This window comes from Arthrobacter sp. Helios (assembly GCF_023167125.1).
Taxonomy (GTDB): Bacteria; Actinomycetota; Actinomycetes; order Actinomycetales; family Micrococcaceae; genus Arthrobacter_B; species Arthrobacter_B luteolus.
Genome location: NZ_CP095402.1, coordinates 3,194,905 through 3,215,401, shown reverse-complemented (window position 1 = coordinate 3,215,401; position 20,497 = coordinate 3,194,905). Strand labels below are relative to the sequence as shown.

Here is a 20,497-nt window from a genome sequence, read left to right as displayed (position 1 = left end):
CGCACCTTCCCTTGCGGACAAAACCTGTCCTGAAAAGACCTACCCAGCGGCCGGGGCCGGTTCTACCCTGTTCGCATGTCCTTACCCCACAACCCCCCACACCCTGAACAACAGCAAAACCCCGTGTCTGAGGGCCGGCGGGATCCGCTGATCCAGGCCCGCGGGCTGACCAAGATCTATAAATCCAAGTCGGGGCCGGTGCATGCCCTCGACGGACTCGATATCGGAGTTCCCCAAGGAACCGTCACCGCCCTCCTGGGCCCCAACGGAGCCGGCAAGACCACAGCGGTCAAGGTGCTGACAACCCTGATCCAACCCAACGCCGGAACCGCCTCCATTGACGGGATCGACGTCGCAGCGCGCCCCAAGGAGGTCCGCAGGATCATCGGTGTCTCCGGCCAGTACGCCGCTGTGGACGAGAACCTCACCGGCATCGAGAACCTGCGGATGGTGGGCAAGCTTTACCACCTGCCGACCCGAAAGGCGCGGGCCCGGGCAGCCGAGCTCATTGACCAGTTCGAACTCTCCGACGCCGGCAACCGGCCCGTCAAAGGATATTCCGGCGGTATGCGCCGCCGGCTGGACCTGGCCGGCGCCCTGGTGAACGAGCCCCGGGTCCTGTTCCTGGACGAACCGACGACCGGCCTGGATCCGCGCAGCCGGCTGGCCCTCTGGGATGTCATCAAATCCCTGGTCGCCGGAGGGACCACACTCCTGCTCACCACCCAATACTTGGAGGAAGCTGACCAGCTCGCGGATACCGTGGCCGTCATCGACGGCGGCAAGGTCATCGCAGAAGGCACCTCCGACCAGCTCAAGGCCCGGATCGGCGGGCACCGGGTGGCCGTGGCGCTGGTGGAAGGATTCGACGCCGGTGTGGCCAGGGAAGTCCTGGCCCGGTACGGCAACGGCGAAGTCCAGACCGCCAGCGACGGCCGGACCCTCGAAGTAGCGGTCACCGAGGGTCCGTCGGCGCTCCAGCAGGTCCTGCGCGACCTTGAGTCCGCGGGGATCGAACTGCACGACGCCGGGATCCGGCGCCCCACCTTGGATGACGTTTTCCTCAAGCTCACCGGGCATGTGGCCGAAGAGGAGAAGGACGACGCCGGGAAAGCGAAGGCCTCACGATGAGCACCGCAGCGCAGACACGCACGTTCCAGCCGAGCCAGGGCGCCACCGCCGGCAGCTGGGCCTCGGACGGCTGGACGGTGACCAAACGGAATTTGATCAAGATCCGCCGGACGCCGGACATGGTGGTGTTCGCCGTCCTGCAGCCGATCATGTTCGTGCTGCTGTTCAGCCAGGTATACGGCGGATCCATCCAAGTGGCGGGGACCGACTACACGCAGTACCTGATGGCCGGAATCTTCGCGCAGACGGTGGTGTTCGGCTCCACCTTCTCCGGCTCGGCCATGGCTCAGGACCTGAAGGAAGGGATCATCGACCGCTTCCGCACGCTCCCGATGAGTCCATCGGCCGTGCTGATCGGCCGGACAAACTCGGACCTGGTGCTGAACAGCATCTCGATGGTGATCATGATGGGGACGGGCCTGCTGGTCGGCTGGCGCGTCAACACCGATTTTTGGAGTTTCCTTGGCGGCGTTGGACTGCTGCTGCTGTTCTCCTACTCCTTCAGCTGGGTGATGGCACTGCTGGGAATGTCCGTGCGGTCTCCGGAAGCGATCAACAACGCGTCCTTCATCATCCTGTTCCCCATCACCTTCATTTCAAATGCCTTCGTGCAGAGCTCCACCCTGCCGGAACCGCTGCGGACCATCGCCGACTGGAATCCCGTCTCGGCCCTGGTCCAGGCCGTGCGGCAGCTCTTCGGCAACCTCGGATCCACGCCGGTGCCGGATACCTGGCCCATGCAGAATCCGATCACCACGGTGCTCATCGGCTCGGCGATCATGCTCGTGGCGTTCGTGCCGCTTGCCGTGCGGAAGTTTGAGGCTGTGAGCTCCCGCTAGGAACCGTCCCAATCGACTCGAAGGACACCATATGATCCAGGCACACGAACTCACCAAGCGTTTCGGCGCCAAGACCGCCGTTGACGGCATCAGTTTCTCCGTCCAGCCCGGGAAGGTGACCGGATTCCTGGGGCCCAACGGGGCCGGGAAGTCGACCACCATGCGGCTGATCGTTGGCCTGGACCATCCCACGGCAGGGAGCGTGAGCGTCAACGGCAAGCCGTATGCCAGGCACCCGATGCCGCTGCATGAAGTCGGTGCGCTGCTTGAAGCCAAGGCGGCCCATCCGCGGCGCACCGCCTATAACCATCTGCGGGCACTGGCCGCGACAGAAGGTATACCCGCCGCGCGGGTCAGGGAAGTCATTGACCTGACCGGCCTGGGGCCGGTGGCCAGGAAACGCCTTGGCGGCTTTTCACTGGGTATGGGACAGCGGCTTGGCATTGCGGTGGCGCTGCTGGGAGACCCGGCGACCCTGATCCTGGATGAACCGGTCAACGGTCTGGACCCGGAGGGCGTGAAGTGGGTGCGGTATCTGGTCAGGGGCCTTGCCGCGGAAGGCCGCACGGTGTTTATCTCCTCCCACTTGATGAGCGAGATGGCGCTCACCGCCGACCACCTCATCGTGATCGGCCGGGGGAGAATCCTGGCCGACTCACCGATCGAGACGGTGCTCGCCGGCGGCCGGCAGGAACGCGTCCTGGTGCAGACCGACGACGCCGATGCGCTGACCAACGCCGTCGGCTCAGCCGGGGTGGAGGTACGCCGACGGGCGGCGGACGAGCTCGAAATCACCGGTATGTCCGCCCGCAGCATCGCCGAAGCAGCGTTTTCCCGGGGCATCCTCCTTACCGGGCTGATCCCGCAGCAGGAAACCCTTGAAGACGCGTACATGCAGCTGACCGGCGGCGAGGTCGAGTACCGGTCCCGGCAGATCGATCCGCAAATGCTCCCGGCCGGCGAAGGAGAAAGCGCATGAGCACGGCAGCGCCCCGGGCACCGCGGACCTGGACCGGCCGGCCGGTCACGTTCGGGCGCGTCCTGCGCTCGGAATGGATCAAGACGGCCACAGTGCCCTCCACTGTGATTCTGCTGGCTGTGAGCTTCGCCGTGATGGTCGGGCTGGGCGCCCTGGTTGCCTGGGGCCTCGTTTCGCTGGCCACTGATCCCGAGGCCGGCCCACCCCAGGGGATCGGCCAGTCCCTGCAGAGCGCAGCCTACGACGTGCCGGCCGCAGGCCTGCCGTTCGGCCAGCTGCTGATCGCTGCACTGGCGGTGGTGCTGATCGGGTCCGAGTACACCACCGGCATGATCCGGGCCACCATGGTGGCCATACCCACCCGTATCCCCGCCCTGCTGGGCAAAACACTCGTGATAGCCGTCATCTCTTTCCTGACCGGTGTCCTGGCGGCCTTCACCACCTACCTGGTGGCGCAGCCCATCCTCGCGGGTTCGGACCTCGGTTTCGGGCTGGACGCCGATGGGGTGGTGCCCGCCATCATCAATACCGGCACGGTCCTTGCGCTGATTGCCGTTATGGGCGTAGCCATCGGTGCTCTGCTGCGCAGCACCGCCGGGGGTGTTGTCACGCTGGTCGGCGCACTGTTCGTGCTGCCCATCATCGCCGGCCTGCTCACCGGCCTGGCGGACTGGGTGGCAGACGCAGCCCGCTTTCTGCCCAGCAACGCTGCGGCCCAGCTGGTAGCCACGCGAATCGAGCCGGAGGCGTTCAACCAGGTGGAAGGCGGACTGATCCTGGCGGGATGGGCGGTCGTGCTGCTGGCGGCTGCCGCCGTCGTCATAAAAAAGCGGGACGTTTGAGCTTTCGCATCCGGGGTATCGGTGAAGACCCTGAGTCATCCCTAAGGGGGACGCCTGATTTCCCTCATTCATCCCTAGGAACCGTCCGCAGCGGACGTCCGCCGCATAGGGTGGACGTACACCCTGTACTTGTACGCTCCTAGATGAGGATCACTATGATCGAGGCACACGGCCTCTCCAAGCACTATGGCAGCAAGACCGCCGTCGACAACATCTCCTTCACTGTCGAGCCCGGTAAAGTCACCGGATTCCTGGGCCCGAACGGTGCTGGAAAATCCACCACCATGCGGATGATCGTCGGCCTGGACCGACCCACCGCTGGGACTGTCACCGTCAACGGCGCCCGGTACGCCCAGCACAAGGCGCCTTTGCACGAGGCAGGTGCCCTGCTGGATGCTAAGGCCGTACACACGCGCCGCTCCGCCTACAACCACCTGCGTGCCATGGCAGCCACCCACGGCATCTCCAACAAACGGGTGAACGAAGTCATTGAGTTGACCGGGCTGGAACCCGTCGCGAAGAAGCGCGTTGGCGGCTTTTCACTAGGCATGGGCCAGCGGTTGGGCATCGCCGTCGCCATGCTGGGGGACCCCCAGACCCTGATCCTCGACGAGCCCGTCAACGGTCTGGATCCCGAGGGCGTGCTCTGGGTCCGCAACCTCGCCCGCGGCCTCGCTGCGGAGGGACGCACAGTTTTCCTGTCTTCACACCTCATGAGTGAAATGGCTGTCACGGCCGATCACCTCATTGTCATCGGGCGCGGCCGCATCATCGCCAACGCTCCGATTCAGGACATCATCGACGGCGGTGGCCGCCAGCGGACCCGCGTCCGGACCGAGGGGGCACAGGAACTCCTGCCGGTCCTCGAGGCGCAGGGCGCAACGATCCAGCGGATGGAAGACGGCCTCTTCGAGATCAGCGGCGCCGATTCACGCGCAATTGCGGAGATCGCCCTCGATCGCCGGATCCTGCTGACCGAGCTGACACCGCTCCAGGTTTCGCTCGAAGACGCGTACATGGAACTGACCCGGGACGACGTCGAGTACAGGTCCCAAGGATTCTCGCAGGAACCGGCGTCCGCCGGTGTCACCGGGGAAGGAAACTGACAATGAGCACCACATCTGCACCAGCTCCCTCCCGCCGGGCCGCCCGGCCCGACGGCAGCGGCGTGAACTTCGCGCGGATCCTGCGCTCGGAATGGATCAAGGTCACCACCGTCCCCTCCACCGTGATCCTGATCGCGACGACCCTGGTGGTCATGGTTGGCCTCGGCGCCTTCTTTGCCTGGAACGTGGTTGTCAGCAAAGAGATCATGGCTGAAGCCAGTCCCGAAATGATGGCCCAGATGGGCGGCGCCATGGACATGCAGGCCATGGCCCACATGGTTCCCACCTCCGGGCTTATCTTCGGTCAGCTGCTCATCGCCTCCCTGGCCGTGGTCTTGATCGCCTCCGAGTACAGCACCGGGATGATCCGTTCCACCATGGTCGCCGTTCCCAAGCGGATCCCGGCCCTGCTGGGCAAGGCCCTGATCATCGCCGTTATTGCGTTCGTCGTCGGCGGGGTTTCCGCGCTGTTGAGCTACTTTGTCGGGATGCCGATCCTGAACAGTGCCGACCTCGGATTCTCCCTTGACGTTGAGGGCATGATCCCCAGCATCATCAACACCGGGACCTTCCTGGCACTCGTGGCAATCATTGGCACCGCCATCGGCACGCTGCTGCGCAGCACCGCCGGCGGCGTCGTCACCACGATCGGCCTGCTGATGATCCTTCCGATCCTGTCCTCGATCTTCAGTGTTGAGTGGGTCCAGGACGTCTCCCGCTTCCTCCCGAGCAACGCCGGTAACCAACTGGTCGCCCTCGACATCGCCGAGGGCGCACTGAACCAGTGGCAGGGCGGGCTGGTCCTGGCCGCCTGGGCAGTGGTCCTGCTGGCGATCGCCTTGGTCGTAACGAAGCGGCGCGACGTCTAACGCCGAAATAACCTGCTCCCGGTGAGCGGATAAAGCCCGGTGGAGGGGAATGCGGAACGAACGGCCGCGGACCCCTCCACTGTTATGTCCGGCGCATTCTGGTTGAATCGGACTATGTTGAATCCGACCAGGCAGCCCCTCGAACACATCAACGACCTCGGCGCGTATGTCAGCGCCTCACCTTCGAGCTTCCACGCCGCCCGCACCGCCGCGGAGAGGCTCCTCGCCGGTGGCTTCACCGAGCTGGCCGAAGACCAGGACTGGCCGGCAGCGCCCGGCCGCTACGTGGTGGTCCGCGACGGAGCGTTTATCGCCTGGATCGTTCCGGAGGACGCGGCGCCGGCCACCGGCTTCAACATCTTCGGCGCCCATACCGATTCCCCCACCTTCAAGCTCAAGCCTTCGCCCACCACGGGCCGGTTCGGGTGGCTGCAGGCCGGCGTGGAGGTGTACGGCGGGCCGCTGCTGAACTCCTGGCTGGACCGCGAACTGGAACTGGCCGGCCGGCTGGTCACCTTGGACGGACAGGAGCACCTGGTCTCCACGGGGCCGCTGCTGCGCTTCCCCCAGCTGGCCATTCACCTGGACCGGGCCGTGAACGAAGGCCTGAAGCTGGACAAGCAGCAGCATCTAAACCCGGTCTGGGGCCTGGGCGATCCGTCCGCTGCCGACCTGCTGGGAGTGCTGGCTGCGAAGGCCGGCGTGGACCGGGCAGAGATCGGCGGGTACGACGTCGTTGCCGCGGACACACAGCCCGCACGCGTTTTCGGAGCAGACAACGAGTTCTTCGCCTCAGGTCGGCTGGACAACCTCTCCTCGGTGCACGCGGGGCTCTGCGCACTTGAGAGTGCTGCTGCCGCCTCCAAATCCGGTGGTTCCATTGCCGTGCTGGCGGCCTTCGATCATGAGGAGGTGGGCAGCGGCAGCCGCTCCGGCGCCGCCGGCCCCTTCCTCGAAGACGTGCTGGCCCGGATCAGTGCCGGGGTGGGTGCCGGTACCGCAGAGACCCAGCGCGCCTTCGCGGCATCGTTCTGTGTCTCCGCGGATGCCGGGCATGCGGTGCACCCGAACTATGCCGAGCGCCACGATCCGGCTAACAAGCCGGTCCTCAACGGCGGGCCGCTGCTGAAGATCAACGCCAACCAGCGCTACACCACCGATGCGCCGGGTGCTGCTTACTGGGCGGCCCTGTGCCGCGAGGCTGAAGTCCCGTACCAGGAGTTCGTTTCCAACAACTCGATTCCCTGCGGCTCCACCATCGGACCGCTCACTGCGACCCGGCTGGGAATCCGCACCATCGACGTCGGGATTCCACTGCTCTCCATGCATTCGGCCCGCGAAATGGCGGGCGTGCAGGATCCCTACCTGCTCTCCCGTGCGGCGGAACTGTTCTTCAACCGCTGAATCCGGGGGGCCGCCCGGTCTTCCGGCAGCTGTCCACAGGTGCCCGCAGGCGTCAAAAACCGGAGTGAAAGTCCGATAGGATAGTGGAGTCTGTGCTGTCGGCCTTGGCTGGCAGGCTTTTGGTGCGCGGCGGAGCTATCCGCCGGGTTCCCGGAGCAAAGACAACGCTAAAGAACCTCCTGTTACGGAAATACCGTGACCGTATAGCCCAAAGGAGGTGGGTTCACAAATGCGTGCTTATGAACTGATGGTAATCATCGACCCCGAGGTCGAAGAGCGTACCGTGGAGCCTTCGCTCGACAAGTTCCTCAACGTTGTCCGCAACGATGGTGGAACCGTCGACAAGGTGGACATCTGGGGCCGTCGCCGCCTGGCCTACGAAATCAAAAAGAAGGCCGAAGGCATCTACGCGGTGGTTAACTTCACCGCCAGCCCTGCAGCGGCTGCTGAACTTGACCGCCAGCTTGGCCTCAATGAGACCATCCTGCGCACCAAGATCATCCGCCCCGAAGACCAGAAGGTTGTTGCCGAGTAATTTCGGCCCATCCTTTTACTCGTCAATGAAAGGTCCGCATTCCGGGCCGAGACACCAGGAGGCATAAATGGCAGGCGAGACAACGATCACCGTGGTCGGCAACCTGACGAATGATCCGGAACTCCGGTTCACCCCGTCCGGTTCGGCAGTGGCGAACTTCACCATTGCCTCGACGCCGCGTACCTTCGACCGGCAGTCCAATGAATGGAAGGACGGCGAAACGCTGTTCCTCCGTGCATCGGTCTGGCGCGAAGCTGCGGAAAACGTCGCCGAGTCCCTGACAAAGGGCACCCGCGTCGTCTGCCAGGGCCGACTCAAGTCGCGTTCGTACGAGACCAAAGAAGGCGAAAAGCGCACCGTCATGGAGCTTGAGGTCGACGAAATCGGCCCCTCGCTGCGGTACGCATCCGCAAAGGTCACCCGCACCCAGCGCTCCGGCGGTGGCGGTGGCGGCTTTGGCGGCAATGCTGGAAACTCCGGCGGCTTCGGCGGCAACTCCAACTCCGGTTGGGGCGGCCAGCAGCAGCAGCAGTCCGCACCTGCGGAAGACCCCTGGGGTGCGCCTGCGGGCGGCAACTCAGGCGGCTGGGGAGCCGGTCCGGATTCCAACGACCCGCCCTTCTAAGCAACACCCTGTGCCGCAAGGCACAACCTCTGACGGCAACCGCCGTCGAGCCCATCCCGTGGAATCAATCCACGGGCTCCACTAGACATAAGGAGCTCCACGATGGCTAAGGCTGAACTTCGCAAGCCCAAACCAAAGTCCAATCCCTTGAAGGCCGCTGACATCACTGTCATCGACTACAAGGACGTAGCATTGCTGCGCAAGTTCATTTCCGACCGCGGAAAGATCCGCGCTCGCCGCGTAACTGGCGTAACCGTGCAGGAACAGCGCAAGATCGCACAGGCAATCAAGAACGCCCGTGAAGTTGCACTCCTGCCTTACTCCGGCGCTGGCCGCGGCTAAAGGAAAGGAACCTAACTCATGGCAAAGCTCATTCTGACCCACGAAGTAACCGGTCTCGGTGCTGCAGGCGACGTTGTTGAGGTAAAGGATGGTTACGCACGTAACTACCTGATCCCCCGCGGCTTCGCCCTGACCTGGACCAAGGGTGGCGAGAAGCAGGTTGAGTCCATCAAGGCTGCCCGCGCTGCCCGCGAGCACGCTTCGCTGGAAGATGCCCAGAAGCAGGCTGCTGCTCTCTCCGCCAAGCCGGTCAAGCTGACCGTCAAGGCCGGCGAGTCCGGACGCCTCTTCGGCACGGTCAAGCCCGCTGACGTTGCCGCTGCCGTTGAAGCTGCCGGCCTCGGCAGCATCGACAAGCGCAAGGTTGAACTGCCGACGCACATCAAGTCGGTTGGTTCCTTCCAGGCCAACGTCCGCCTGCACGACGACGTTGCTGCCGTCATCGACCTTGAGGTCGTTGCCAGCTAGCACCGCCCGTTACGCACTGCGTGACTAAAAGCGCCCTCCGCCTTTGGCGGGGGGCGCTTTTGTGTGCGGGCCAGAACCTGCCGGGCCAGGACCCCGGTTTTCCTGTGCCGTCAAGCACATCCATTGCCGGTGATGGAAGCTACGCAGGCAGTTTATTCCAAGTAGTTTTCGGAAGCCCACAGGTATGTGGATATCGACTGTGGATAATGGCGCCGCTACGCCCCCTAAATTGATCTGTCAACCTGAAGGTACAGGATGAATGTTGAGGAAAATACTTCTCTGTGCACAGGTGTGGACGAGTGTTTTCCCTAGTCAGAGCCATATTTGGGCCGAAATAAAATTGTTATCCACAACCTTATGCCCAACCTGTGCACAAGACACGCCCAGTTATGAACAGGGTATCCACAGCGCCTGTGGATAACTCGTTTGTTGAGGGGGCCTTACGGGGCTACGGTTGCGGTGGACTCCTTCATCGGTGCACCTGCAGAGGTTACGGCGAAGGCACTGGCGGCCCAGCCGGTGTCAGTGCCGTCGGGTAAACAGATAGACAGCCACAACCTCATGCCGCCCGCCCGACGGGGCCCATGGATCTAACGTTTTTGGAAAGGGTGGCCATAGTGTCGCTTGCTCACGCGGATGCCGCTGAATCAACCCGCAATTCGGATTTCGGCCGGACTCCGCCGCAGGACCTGGTGGCCGAGCAGTCTGTTCTCGGCGGCATGATGCTCTCCAAGGACGCCATTGCCGACTGCGTTGAGGTGCTGCGCGGCGTGGACTTCTACCGTCCCGCCCATGAGTCCATCTACGAGGCCATCATCGACCTCTATGGCCGCGGCGAGCCTGCCGATGCGGTGACGATCTCGGATGAGTTGACGAAGCGCGGTGAAATTGGCCGGATCGGTGGTCCCGCCTACCTGCACACGCTCATCCAGTCCGTGCCGACCGCGGCAAACGCCGGGTTCTATGCGGAGATCGTCCGGGAACGTGCGGTGCTGCGCCGGCTGGTGGACGCAGGAACCAAGATCGTCCAGCTGGGCTACTCAAGCGACGGCATGGAAGTCGACGACATCGTCAACGCGGCGCAGGCCGAGGTGTATGCCGTGGCTGAGCGCCGCACGGCGGAGGACTATGTTCCGCTGAAGGACATCATCGAGGGCACGGTGGACGAGATCGAATCCGCCGGTCACCGCGGTGAGGGCATGATCGGTGTCCCTACCGGGTTCTACGAGCTCGACGAACTGACCCAGGGCCTGCATGGCGGCCAGATGATCGTTATCGCTGCCCGTCCGGCCGTGGGTAAATCCACGTTCGCTCTCGACTTTGCCCGGTCCGCGGCAATCAAGAACAACATGACCACCGTGTTCTTCTCCTTGGAAATGGGCCGGAACGAGATTGCCATGCGCCTGCTTTCCGCCGAGGCGACGATCGGACTGCAGGACCTCCGCAAGGGAACGATCAAGGACGAACAGTGGGGCAAGATCGCGACCACCATGGGCAGGATGAACGATGCCCCGCTGTTCATCGATGACAGCCCCAACATGTCCCTGATGGAGATCCGGGCCAAATGCCGCCGCTTGAAGCAGCGGCACGACCTCAAACTGGTGGTCCTGGACTACCTGCAGCTGATGTCCTCCGGCAAGAAGGTGGAATCGCGCCAGCAGGAAGTCTCCGAGTTCTCCCGTGCCCTGAAGCTGCTGGCCAAGGAACTCGATGTCCCGGTCATCGCCCTGTCCCAGCTGAACCGTGGTTCGGAACAGCGTACGGATAAAAAGCCCATGGTCTCCGACCTCCGTGAATCGGGCTCGATCGAGCAGGACGCGGACATGGTCATCCTGCTGCACCGCGAAGACATTTACGACAAGGAGTCTCCGCGCGCCGGCGAAGCCGACGTGATCGTGGCCAAGCACCGTAACGGCCCCACCAAGACCATCGTGGTGGGCTTCCAGGGCCATTACTCCCGGTTCTCCAACATGGCGGTCGAGGGCGGCTCCGGCTTCTAGCCGTTTCTTCCCGCCGAACCCCCGATCTTCCTCAACCCGCCGTCTTTCAGGAGCAACACCGTGCCCAAGTCCAAGCCGCGCAAGAAGGCTGCCGCCAAGAAAAGCCAGGCCCGCCGCAGCGCCCACGAAACCAACAGGATCCTGGGTGATACGGAAACCTTCGTCAGTGACGAAGGCGAGGAACTGCTGAGCTCCCGGGGCTGGATCAGCGAGCGTAACCAGCCCGGCGGGGCGGACCAGGGGGACGCCTGGTACTGGATGCCTTCCCAGCTGCCCGCCTACCTCGAAGAGGGGGAGCCGGTGCCCACTTCCGTGTTCCCTGCTCAGACCGGATTTGTCAGTCAGCTCGCCACCCCGGACGGCTCCGTTCCGCCCGAGGCGCAGCGGGAGTATGGCTCGCTGGAGGAGCTGGCGGCAGACTTGGAACGCCTTGAGTCCTACCGGGTGCCCGACGGCGCGTGGACGGTTCTGGGCGGAGGCCCCGGCCCGGATGAAACGCCCGGAGAACTCATTGACACCATCGCTGAGGAATGGGAACTCATTGCCGAGCTGATCCATTTTCCGTACAGCGGCAGCGGGGAACTTTCCTTCGAGGCCGTGGCCAGCGCTGCCCGGGAGGGCCGTCTCACCGGCTACGCCTACCAGTCCGTCCTGGCGGGCCGCGGAGCAGCCACTCTGCCGTAGGCCTGCCCTGCCCATTCCCGCGGGCCGGAGCCGGAGCTTGAGCCGGTCCCGCGGAGCCTGAGCCGCTTGCCCGGAGCCCGGGCCTGCGCCGGGCCGGTCCCGGTCCCGCCGGCCGGCCGGACCTGTGTTGCACCCAGCCCGGCCCGGAATTAGTATCGACGCATGCTGCTTTCCTGACACCAACTGCCCGCGCCCGAGGCCCCACTGCCAGCCTTGGCGGAATCCGCACCTGTCGGATCCGCCCGCCTGGCCAACCTGTGGATCCTGCCCGGCGGGCTTCCGTATTTGGACGTCAGGACCTTCGTTGGCTGATCAGCACCTCCCCTTAGCATCTCCCGGACCAGTTACCGGACCGGTCACCGCCGGAAACATCCGCCACCTCCGGTTGGCCGCCGTATCCCTCAGCTATCCGGACAGACGGCTGCTGACAGATGTGTCAGTAACCGTCTCACCCGGACAGCGCACCGGTCTGATCGGAGAAAACGGAGCCGGGAAATCCACGCTCCTACGGATAGCCGCCGGCATGATTACCCCGGACAGCGGGTCGGTGCGCCGCCCGGAATCCACCGGTTTCCTGCGGCAGGAGATGGCATCCACCCCCGCACTCTCCGTGGACCAGGTCCTGGAGGCCGCCGTCGCACCGGTCCGTTCCCTCGGCGCGCAGCTGACCGGACTGGCGGAGCGCCTCGGATCGGAACCGGACAATCCGACCGTTGCTGACGCCTATGACCGTGTCCTGCAGGAGGCGGACAGCTCCGGCCTGTGGTCGCTGGACGCCCGGATCGCCGCCGTTATGAACGGGCTGGGACTGGGAGCAGTGCCGCGCAGCCGCCCCCTGGACGCCCTATCCGGCGGCCAGCGGCGGCGGCTGTCCCTCGCCGCGCTGCTGCTGGAACGCCCCTTCGCCCTCCTCCTTGATGAGCCCACCAACCACCTCGACGACGGCGCCCTGGACTTCCTGGCCACCGAACTCGCCAGCTGGCCGGGACCGGTCCTGATGGCCAGCCATGACCGCTGGTTCCTGGACACCGTTGCCACGGACCTGGTGGACCTGGACCCCGGTTCCGGGCCTGAAGGCTACGGCGGGCCGACCGTGCAGGGAATCCGCTATACCGGCGGGTACTCCGGCTACCTGCGGGCCAAGGCCGGGGCGCGCAGCCGCTGGGAGGAAGCCTGGCGGGCGCAGGAGGCGGAGCGGCAGCGGCTGCAGCAGATAGCCGATGTGGACGGGCGCAACGTCTTCCACACCACGGCGCCGAAGACTGAAGTCCGCGGAGCCCGGAAATTCTACAGCGACAAGGCGGCCAAGACCGTGGGCGGCAGGGTCCAGGCCGCCCGGCGGGGCCTGGCCGAACTGGAACGCTCCGCGGTTCCCGCTCCGCAGCCGCCGCTGCGTTTCCGTGGAATACCCGGAACACCCGGAACCTTCGGTGTGAGCGGAATGCCGAACGTGAGCGGATCACCCGGCAGCCCGTCGTTGGGGACGGCAGCGGAGGAGATTGTCCTCCTCGCCGAAGCAGGGGTGCCGGGACGGCTGCCTCCGCAGACCCTGGTGCTCCGGGCCGGTGACCGCCTGCTGGTGGAAGGCCCCAACGGGGCAGGGAAATCCACCCTGCTGGGGCTGCTCGCCGGGACCATGGCCCCCGCCGCCGGCCGGGTGGTCCGCGCCGGCGGACTGACGGTGGGCCTGCTGAGCCAGGAAGACAGCTGGCCGGACCTGGACGTCACCGCCGGTGATGCGTACCGGTCACGGCTGGCGGAACCCGGCCAGGCTCCGTCGCTGGCTGAGCTTGGCCTGCTCCATCCGGGGGTGGACGGGCTGCGGCTGGCTGAGCTCTCGCCGGGCCAGCGCCGTCGGGTGGCACTGGCGGCGCTGGTGGCCGAACCGCCGCAGCTGCTGCTGCTGGACGAGCCGACCAATCATCTCTCCCTCGCCCTCGCGGAGGAACTGGAAGAGGCCATCACTGCGTATCCGGGAACGGTGATCCTGGCCAGCCATGACCACTGGCTGCGGCAGCGCTGGACCGGTGCCCGGCTCAGCCTGGCGGCTCCGGACCCGCAGGCAGCTTAGTCCCCGGGCCCCGGGGCAGCGGTCTTGTCCCGGCTGGACGCCAGCTGCCAGGGGACACTGGCCACCATGATTCCCGGCTCGAAGTGCAGCCGGGTCTTGATCCGCAGCGCGGTCTGGTTGTGCACCAGCTGTTCCCACCAGCGGCCGACCACGTATTCGGGGATGTACACCACAAAAAGTTCCCGCGGTGAACTGCGGCGGGCCTCACGCAGGTAGGCCAGGACGGGGGACACGGTTTCGCGGTAGGGGGAGGAGAGGACCGTCAGTGGAACGGGGATGCGCAGCCGCTCCCAGTCATCCACGGTTTTCTGCGTTTCCTCGGGATCCAGGTCCACGATGATCGCGTTCAGGCTGGAGGGGCGGGACGCACGGGCGTAGGCGAGGGCGCGGAGGACCGGCTTGTGGACCTTGGACACCAGAATGACGGCGTTGACCCGGCTGGGCAGGGCCAGAACCTCGGGATCGTCCTCCACCCGCAGCTCCTCCGCCACGGACTGGTAGTGGATCCGGATGCTGTTCATCACGGCGTAGAGGAATGCCATGGCCAACAGGGCGATCCACGCCCCGTGCTCGAACTTGGTGATCACCACGATCACCAGCACCACCGACGTCATGCCGAAACCGCAGGCGTTGATCACCCGCGAACGCCGCATCCGGCGGCGCGCCTCCTTGTTCCGTTCGGTCCGCAGCTTCCTGGTCCAGTGCCGGATCATGCCGAGCTGGCTGGCCGTGAAGGAGACAAAAACGCCCACGATGTAGAGCTGGATCAGGCGGGTGACGTCCGCGTTGAATGCCAGGATGAGCACCAGGGCGGCCAGGCCGAGGGCGATGATGCCGTTGCTGAAGGCCAGGCGGTCGCCGCGGGTGCGCATCTGCCGGGGCAGGTATCCGTCGCGGGCCAGCACCGAGGCCAGGATGGGGAAACCGTTGAACGCGGTGTTGGAGGCAAACACCAGGATCAATCCGGTAGCGACCACCACAATGTAGAAGAGCAGGGAGCCGTCCCCAAAAACGGTCTCCGCGAGTTGGCTGATGACCGGGTGCTGGAGGTAGTCCTGCACAGGCGCACCGTTCAGGAGCAGCTGCGTGGCGGGGTTCTGGACGAAATGGACCTTGGTCAGGGTAGCCAGGGTGAGGATCCCGGCCAGCATCAGCGCCGCCAGCCCACCCAGGAGAAGCAGGGTGGTGGCAGCGTTGGTGCTCTTCGGTTTCCGGAAGGTGGGAACCCCGTTGCTGATGGCTTCCACGCCGGTCAGCGCAGCGGCGCCGGAGGAAAACGCCCGAAGCAGCAGGAAAGCGCCAGCGAGTCCGGTCAGGCCGGCGTCGAGCCCCGCCTCGGGCACCAGATCGAAAGCTGCCGAAGGCGCTTGTGCAAGGGTGCCCGTAGCGGCTTGGAAGAGGCCGGCGGCGCACATGCCCAGAACCGAGGCCAGGAACAGGTAGGTGGGAAAGGCAAAGATCTTTCCCGCTTCCTTGACCCCGCGGAGGTTCACCAGCATCAGAATGACGACGCCGGCTGCGGCGAGGAGCCCCTGCCGGCCGTGAAGCGCTGGAATAACGGTTACCAGGTATTGCGAGGCAGAGGACATGGAGACGGCAACGGTGAGGACATAGTCCACAAGCAGCGCCGACCCGACGGTCAGTCCGGCACGCCGGCCCAGGTTTTCGCTGGCGATTTCATAGTCCCCGCCCCCGGAGGGATAGGCGTGGACGTTCTGCCGGTAGGAGGCCACCACTGTCAGGAGGACCACGATGACGGCGAGCCCAACCCAGGGGGACAGGGTAACTGCTGCTACCCCTGCCAGGGCCAGGGTGAGGAGGATTTCGTCCGGCGCATAGGCTGCCGAGGAAAGCGCGTCCGAGGCATAAACGGGCAATGCAACCCGCTTTCGCAGCAGGGTGCGCGAAAGGCGTTCATTGCCGTACGGACGCCCCACCAGAATGCGCTTGAGCGCATTGAAGAATGTGAGCACGAGGACAAACCCTAGACCCGTTGCAGAACCAAGTCCAGACGGTCACGAACCGGGCCTATCCGGGCCAGCATCCAGGGCTCAAACGGCTGCCAGGCAGCACAGCTCGGCTCTGGCAGTGCTGCACATCCACGTCGATTGTTTCTGAGCCGCTGAGCTGAAGAAATCATGAACCGGGATGTGAAATCCCGATGGGACGGTGCCCGCGAATCCCATTCAGGGCAGCCAGGGCCGTGAGCGCGCGCACAAAAACATTCAGTTCGAACAACCCTGATTAGCGTTAAAACAGCTCTGTGGCAAAGTGCACAATTGGCCCCTGGATCGGCATGAATAAGCGGAAGTGGAGTGTGGTAACGGTTGATTTCCGAAGGTCTCGATTTGGTATCGATTCGAACTCGTCTTAGCTTGGATATGTACCCAATACGGGACTACGTCGGATCCAAGAGAGTCCGCTGAGGCTGATCCGGCCGGCCAGCACCCACATGAGATGGTGTGGCCGACAAATTGCAAGGTGCCCCGCGCCACCAGACGTCGCCGCGGTGGGAGCACCTAAACCTGAACTCTAGTAGTCGGGGTAGGCGACGGCGTTATGAAGCCCGGGGACGGGCGGAACGCATGGTGGGCCCTCAGGAGCAGATACAGCTGATGAAGAACTCTAAGATTACCCGTTACGTTCGCCGTGGACTTGCTGCCGCTGTTGTGGCTGGCGCAGGCCTCACCTTTGCTGGGCCCGGTGCCCAGGCGGCCGATGCGAGTACTTGGGATGCCCTGGCGCAGTGCGAGAGCGGCGGCAACTGGAACACGAACACCGGCAACGGTTTCTCCGGCGGCCTGCAGTTCACGCCTTCCACCTGGGCAGCCTACGGTGGAACCGGCAGCCCCGAAAACGCTTCCCGCGAGCAGCAGATCGCTGTTGCTGAAAAGGTCCTGGCAGGCCAGGGCTGGGGCGCATGGCCTGCATGCTCCGCCAAGCTGGGTCTTTCCGGCGGCGCTACCGGGGTTACCTCCGCAGCCCCCGAGGTAACCACCCAGAGCCAGTACGTGGCTCCGGAGCAGACCGTTCCGGCCGCTCCGGTTGAGACCTACACCCCGGTTGAGACCTACGTTCCGGAAACCCCGGTGCAGGAAGTTGCTCCGGCACCGACCTACACTGAGCCGGCCCCGGTCGCTGCCGCGCCTGTCGAGGTTCCCGCATCCTCGCTGGCCCCGGCTGCACCCGTGCAGGCTCCGGCCGTGAGCGGTGACACCTACACCATCCAGGCTGGCGACACCCTGTCCTCCATCGCCGACAAGCTCGGCATCGCAGGCGGCTGGCAGGCCCTGTACGCTGCCAACGCCGGCACGATCGTCCACCCGGACCTCATCTTCACCGGCGAGGTCCTGCAGCTCCCCGCATAAGACGGCGCTGCCTGAGAATGGCTGGATTCCTTCGGGAGTCCAGCCATTCCCTTTTTAACCACTGCTATCCACCGGCGATGGACTGCAGGACCATCACCTCCGAGCCTGCACCGAGAATACTGTCCTGCCGGTCCAGGCCGCGGATGTCCTGGCCGTCGATGTAGATGTTCACATACCGCCGGACAGTTCCTGTCTCGTCCCGGATCCGCCGTTCCAGCACGGGATAGCGGCGCCCGATGGCGTCAAGCAGGGATCCGAGCGTCAGTCCATCGGAACCAGGGAGCGTGAGCTCCCGCTGACCTTCCGCCGTGGCGGCCAGGACTTCCGGCAGCAGGACCCGGACCTCGCCTGCAGTCATGGTCCGGTTGTCCCGAGTGTGGCAGCGCGGACGCACAGGACATCGGGAAGATTGGAAGCGACCAGGCTAAAAGTGCCCCCTTCGTCAGCGCTGGCGTAGACGTCCCCCGCCCGGGTGCCGAAGTACACACCGACTGGGTCCCCGGCATCCACAGCCGCTGCGTCACGCAGGATTGCGTTGTACTCCGCCTCCGGGAGTCCGGTGTCCTGCCGGGTCCAGGAGTCCCCGGCATCCGTGCTGCGGTAGACGGCCAGGCGCCCGTCCGGCGGTATCCGTTCACCGTCTGCCACCAGCGGAATGGTCCAAATGGTCCCGCCGCTGCGCGGATGCGAGAGCATCACGAACCCGAAGTCCGCAGGAAGGCCGCCGGCAATCGAAATCCAGGTTTCGCCTGAATCATCGGAGCGGTACACACCGTGGTGGTTCTGCGCGTAGAGCCGCCCGGGCGTTTCGGCGTCCCGCGCCACCTTGTGCACGCACTGGCCGAACTCCGGATGAGGGTCCGGCAGGAAGTAGGCGGAAATGCCCTGATTGCGTGCCTGCCAGCTCTTCCCGCCGTCGTCGGACCGGTAGACGCCGCCGGAACTGATGGCCACATGCACCGTGTCATCCGTGGGACTTGGAAGGACAGTGTGCGCGGCGGCCCCGCCGTAGCCCGCACCCCATTCGGTGCGGTGCGGGTGGTCCCACAGGCCCTGGTTCAGCTCGAAGCGGCTTCCGCCGTCGGTCGATTTCCACACCGAAATCGGTTCGCACCCGGCCCAGACGACTCCCGGTCGGTCCGCAGTATCCGGCTGGAGCTGCCAGATCCGTCCCAGCGACTCCCCGGCCGCGGCGGGGAAGGCAATGGCCCCCTCTTCCGGCTCCGACCAGGTGGCACCAAGATCGTCGGAGATCACCACTGTCGGCCCCCAGTGGGAGGAGAGCAGGCCGGCCAGGATCCGCGGCGGGGAGGTGCGGGTGTCCAGGGCAACACTGGCAACTTCATTCATCAGAAAGTACGGCCCGCTGAGCGTCCAGTCCCTGCGGTCCGGGCTGCTCGCCAGCCAGAGCCCCTTGCGCGTGCCGATGGCCAGGACAGTATCCTCCGTGTGCGTCATGGCAGACATTGGACCATTCGGCCCCGGGCTGGGCAAGGGGTATCCGGCTGCCTAACCGCAGTCATCCAGCCAACAGGGAAGGCGCCGGCGGCGCCGGATCCGCCCGCGGAAAAGAGGTTGAGAAAACCCAACCGATAGGATGAGCCGCATGGGCGCCCCCTTCGGCGCCTCCGGGAGCACCCGCCACGTGATGGCTGCTCCCGGTTATACGAAGCGGCGTGTCGAGGCGGCCCACGGGCCGCCTCCGCGCTGTGTGACACGAGGCCGAAAGGCCGGAAAGGCAGCCTTGACTGCACGAATTGCCATTATCGGAGCCGGCCCCAGCGGCATGGCCCAGCTCAGAGCGTTTGAGTCGGCGGCCCGGGAGGGCCTGGAAATCCCCGAGATTGTCTGCTTTGAGAAGCAGGACGACTGGGGAGGCCAATGGAACTACACCTGGCGCACCGGGATCGACGGATACGGGGAACCCGTCCACTCCAGCATGTACCGCAATCTCTGGTCCAACGGGCCGAAGGAGGCCCTCGAGTTCGCCGACTACACCTTCGACGAGCACTTCGGCCGGCCCATCTCCTCCTATCCGCCGCGGGCGGTCCTCTGGGACTACATCAACGGCCGGGTCAGCAAAACGGACGTCCGGAAGTGGGTGCGCTTTGCTCACGCCGTCCGCTGGGTGAAGGAGGTCGACGGCGGCTTCGAGGTCACCGTCGAGGACCTGCGGACTAAAACAACAACGACGGAACGCTTCGACCGCGTGGTGGTGGCCACCGGACACTTCTCCGTTCCGAACGTTCCCGACTTTGACGGCATTGAGACCTTCCCCGGCTCGCTGCGCCATGCCCACGATTTCCGCGGTGCGGAGGCGCTCGCCGGCAAGGACGTCCTGTTGGTTGGTGCCAGCTACTCCGCCGAGGACATCGGCGTACAGGCGTTCAAGATGGGAGCTAAGTCGGTCACGATCAGCTACCGGACAGCGCCCATGGGCCTGGACTGGCCGGACGGCATGGAAGAGCTGCCGCTGCTCGAACGCTTCGAGGGCGAGACCGTGCGCTTCTCCAACGGTGAGACGCGCCGCTTCGACGCAGTGATCCTGTGCACGGGATACCTCCACAAGTATCCGTTCCTGCCTGCCGAACTCGCGCTGGACTCCCCGAACAACGTCTACCCCGAACGCCTGTACCGGGGTGTGGTGTGGGAAGGGAACCCGCATCTGTACTACCTGGGCGCCCAGGACCAGTGGTTCACCTTTAATATGTTCGATGCCCAGGCCTGGTACGTGCGGGACCTGATCCTTGGCACCGCGGAACTGCCTGCCGAGGAGGCCCGCCTGCAGCACCAGGCCGAGTGGAGGGGCCGCTTCCGCGCTATCGGCGCCGCCGCTGACGAGGTGCGTTTCCAAGCTGACTACATCCGTGACCTCGTGGAGGCAACGGATTATCCGGAGTTCGACCTCGACCGCGTGGTGGAGGTGTTCCTCGCCTGGAAGCAGGACAAGAAGGAGAACATCCTCACCTACCGCGACGGTGTGCACACCTCCGTCCTGACCGGCACCGAGTCGGTGGTCCACCACACGCCGTGGCTGAGCGAACTGGATGACTCCCTGGAGCGTTACCTGTCAGAGCCGGCAGAGGACGAGACCGCCCGGATTGTCCGTGGAAACACCGCCCCGGAGCCTGCCGGGCAATAACCGGTCAGCGGAACCACCCGCGGGACGGCGCCGCCGTACCGCGGGTGGAAGGCGGGCGCGCAGCCGGCCAGATGGAAATTGCGGACCCGGTG

The 20,497-nt window shown here is 65.1% G+C and carries 19 protein-coding genes; 16 read left to right on the top strand and 3 right to left on the bottom strand.

The window, feature by feature from the left end:
* The first annotated feature begins 123 nt into the window (after positions 1 to 123).
* From ArtHe_RS14695 to ArtHe_RS14630, 14 genes are all read left to right on the top strand, one after another.
* The gene (locus ArtHe_RS14695; protein ID WP_248317628.1) at positions 124 to 1,131 is read left to right on the top strand and encodes an ATP-binding cassette domain-containing protein; all 1,008 of its coding nucleotides are present in this window, start codon (positions 124 to 126) and stop codon (positions 1,129 to 1,131) included.
* Positions 1,128 to 1,970, top strand: a complete 843-nt coding sequence (locus ArtHe_RS14690; protein WP_248317627.1) for an ABC transporter permease — start codon at positions 1,128 to 1,130, stop codon at positions 1,968 to 1,970. Before ArtHe_RS14695 ends, ArtHe_RS14690 begins: the two co-directional genes overlap by 4 nt.
* Positions 1,971 to 2,001: 31 nt before the next feature.
* The gene (locus tag ArtHe_RS14685; protein ID WP_248317626.1) at positions 2,002 to 2,949 is read left to right on the top strand and encodes an ATP-binding cassette domain-containing protein; all 948 of its coding nucleotides are present in this window, start codon (positions 2,002 to 2,004) and stop codon (positions 2,947 to 2,949) included.
* Complete coding sequence (locus ArtHe_RS14680) at positions 2,946 to 3,791, top strand: ABC transporter permease (RefSeq protein WP_248317625.1); 846 nt, start codon at positions 2,946 to 2,948, stop codon at positions 3,789 to 3,791. Before ArtHe_RS14685 ends, ArtHe_RS14680 begins: the two co-directional genes overlap by 4 nt.
* Positions 3,792 to 3,946: 155 nt before the next feature.
* A complete protein-coding gene (locus ArtHe_RS14675) occupies positions 3,947 to 4,897 on the top strand; it encodes an ATP-binding cassette domain-containing protein (RefSeq protein WP_248317624.1) in 951 nt (316 codons plus the stop codon).
* A gap of 2 nt (positions 4,898 to 4,899) precedes the next feature.
* Entirely contained in the window at positions 4,900 to 5,766 is an 867-nt protein-coding gene (locus ArtHe_RS14670; RefSeq protein WP_248317623.1) for an ABC transporter permease subunit, read from the top strand.
* Between the two features lie 114 nt (positions 5,767 to 5,880).
* On the top strand, positions 5,881 to 7,170 hold the full coding sequence (locus ArtHe_RS14665) for a M18 family aminopeptidase (protein WP_248317622.1): 1,290 nt from the start codon (positions 5,881 to 5,883) through the stop codon (positions 7,168 to 7,170).
* Positions 7,171 to 7,399: 229 nt separating this feature from the next.
* Positions 7,400 to 7,705, top strand: a complete 306-nt coding sequence (gene rpsF / locus ArtHe_RS14660; RefSeq protein ID WP_066300367.1) for a 30S ribosomal protein S6 — start codon at positions 7,400 to 7,402, stop codon at positions 7,703 to 7,705.
* Positions 7,706 to 7,772: 67 nt separating this feature from the next.
* Positions 7,773 to 8,330, top strand: a complete 558-nt coding sequence (locus ArtHe_RS14655) for a single-stranded DNA-binding protein (protein ID WP_248317621.1) — start codon at positions 7,773 to 7,775, stop codon at positions 8,328 to 8,330.
* 102 nt (positions 8,331 to 8,432) lie between these two features.
* Complete coding sequence (rpsR, locus tag ArtHe_RS14650; protein ID WP_003800144.1) at positions 8,433 to 8,672, top strand: 30S ribosomal protein S18; 240 nt, start codon at positions 8,433 to 8,435, stop codon at positions 8,670 to 8,672.
* A gap of 18 nt (positions 8,673 to 8,690) precedes the next feature.
* On the top strand, positions 8,691 to 9,140 hold the full coding sequence (rplI, locus tag ArtHe_RS14645) for a 50S ribosomal protein L9 (RefSeq protein WP_066300360.1): 450 nt from the start codon (positions 8,691 to 8,693) through the stop codon (positions 9,138 to 9,140).
* 617 nt (positions 9,141 to 9,757) lie between these two features.
* Positions 9,758 to 11,140 carry a replicative DNA helicase gene (gene dnaB / locus ArtHe_RS14640; RefSeq protein WP_066300357.1) on the top strand — a complete coding sequence of 461 codons (1,383 nt, stop codon included), beginning with the start codon at positions 9,758 to 9,760 and terminating at the stop codon, positions 11,138 to 11,140.
* A gap of 60 nt (positions 11,141 to 11,200) precedes the next feature.
* The gene (locus ArtHe_RS14635; protein ID WP_248317620.1) at positions 11,201 to 11,824 is read left to right on the top strand and encodes a hypothetical protein; all 624 of its coding nucleotides are present in this window, start codon (positions 11,201 to 11,203) and stop codon (positions 11,822 to 11,824) included.
* 385 nt (positions 11,825 to 12,209) lie between these two features.
* Positions 12,210 to 13,895, top strand: a complete 1,686-nt coding sequence (locus tag ArtHe_RS14630; protein ID WP_248319817.1) for an ABC-F family ATP-binding cassette domain-containing protein — start codon at positions 12,210 to 12,212, stop codon at positions 13,893 to 13,895.
* On the opposite strand, the gene ArtHe_RS14625 is transcribed toward ArtHe_RS14630, so the two are convergent.
* Positions 13,892 to 15,868 (bottom strand): APC family permease, encoded by a 1,977-nt coding sequence (locus tag ArtHe_RS14625; protein WP_248317619.1) that lies wholly within the window; start codon positions 15,866 to 15,868, stop codon positions 13,892 to 13,894. The two genes, ArtHe_RS14630 and ArtHe_RS14625, sit on opposite strands and share 4 nt — an antisense overlap.
* A gap of 642 nt (positions 15,869 to 16,510) precedes the next feature.
* Between ArtHe_RS14625 and ArtHe_RS14620 the strand changes: the two genes are divergently transcribed.
* Complete coding sequence (locus ArtHe_RS14620) at positions 16,511 to 17,263, top strand: transglycosylase family protein (RefSeq protein WP_083521686.1); 753 nt, start codon at positions 16,511 to 16,513, stop codon at positions 17,261 to 17,263.
* Positions 17,264 to 17,327: 64 nt separating this feature from the next.
* On the opposite strand, the gene ArtHe_RS14615 is transcribed toward ArtHe_RS14620, so the two are convergent.
* Entirely contained in the window at positions 17,328 to 17,621 is a 294-nt protein-coding gene (locus tag ArtHe_RS14615) for a MoaD/ThiS family protein (RefSeq protein WP_066300347.1), read from the bottom strand.
* Positions 17,618 to 18,721: an exo-alpha-sialidase gene (locus tag ArtHe_RS14610; RefSeq protein ID WP_248319816.1), complete on the bottom strand. Its 1,104-nt coding sequence runs from the start codon at positions 18,719 to 18,721 to the stop codon at positions 17,618 to 17,620. The genes ArtHe_RS14615 and ArtHe_RS14610 overlap by 4 nt, the downstream gene beginning before the upstream one ends.
* A 286-nt stretch (positions 18,722 to 19,007) precedes the next feature.
* Between ArtHe_RS14610 and ArtHe_RS14605 the strand changes: the two genes are divergently transcribed.
* Entirely contained in the window at positions 19,008 to 20,405 is a 1,398-nt protein-coding gene (locus ArtHe_RS14605) for an NAD(P)/FAD-dependent oxidoreductase (RefSeq protein ID WP_248317618.1), read from the top strand.
* Positions 20,406 to 20,497: the final 92 nt, after the last annotated feature.

What these genes read in the sequence shown, in the direction of transcription:
- ArtHe_RS14610 (WP_248319816.1), bottom strand. Translation starts at nt 18,721, where the DNA reads ATGACGCACACGGAGGATACTGTCCTGGCCATCGGCACGCGCAAGGGG.
- ArtHe_RS14615 (WP_066300347.1), bottom strand. Translation starts at nt 17,621, where the DNA reads ATGACTGCAGGCGAGGTCCGGGTCCTGCTGCCGGAAGTCCTGGCCGCC.
- ArtHe_RS14680 (WP_248317625.1), top strand. Translation starts at nt 2,946, where the DNA reads ATGAGCACGGCAGCGCCCCGGGCACCGCGGACCTGGACCGGCCGGCCG.
- rpsR (WP_003800144.1), top strand. Translation starts at nt 8,433, where the DNA reads ATGGCTAAGGCTGAACTTCGCAAGCCCAAACCAAAGTCCAATCCCTTG.
- ArtHe_RS14685 (WP_248317626.1), top strand. Translation starts at nt 2,002, where the DNA reads ATGATCCAGGCACACGAACTCACCAAGCGTTTCGGCGCCAAGACCGCC.
- ArtHe_RS14655 (WP_248317621.1), top strand. Translation starts at nt 7,773, where the DNA reads ATGGCAGGCGAGACAACGATCACCGTGGTCGGCAACCTGACGAATGAT.
- ArtHe_RS14690 (WP_248317627.1), top strand. Translation starts at nt 1,128, where the DNA reads ATGAGCACCGCAGCGCAGACACGCACGTTCCAGCCGAGCCAGGGCGCC.
- ArtHe_RS14675 (WP_248317624.1), top strand. Translation starts at nt 3,947, where the DNA reads ATGATCGAGGCACACGGCCTCTCCAAGCACTATGGCAGCAAGACCGCC.
- rplI (WP_066300360.1), top strand. Translation starts at nt 8,691, where the DNA reads ATGGCAAAGCTCATTCTGACCCACGAAGTAACCGGTCTCGGTGCTGCA.
- ArtHe_RS14620 (WP_083521686.1), top strand. Translation starts at nt 16,511, where the DNA reads ATGAAGAACTCTAAGATTACCCGTTACGTTCGCCGTGGACTTGCTGCC.
- rpsF (WP_066300367.1), top strand. Translation starts at nt 7,400, where the DNA reads ATGCGTGCTTATGAACTGATGGTAATCATCGACCCCGAGGTCGAAGAG.
- ArtHe_RS14670 (WP_248317623.1), top strand. Translation starts at nt 4,900, where the DNA reads ATGAGCACCACATCTGCACCAGCTCCCTCCCGCCGGGCCGCCCGGCCC.
- ArtHe_RS14665 (WP_248317622.1), top strand. Translation starts at nt 5,881, where the DNA reads ATGTTGAATCCGACCAGGCAGCCCCTCGAACACATCAACGACCTCGGC.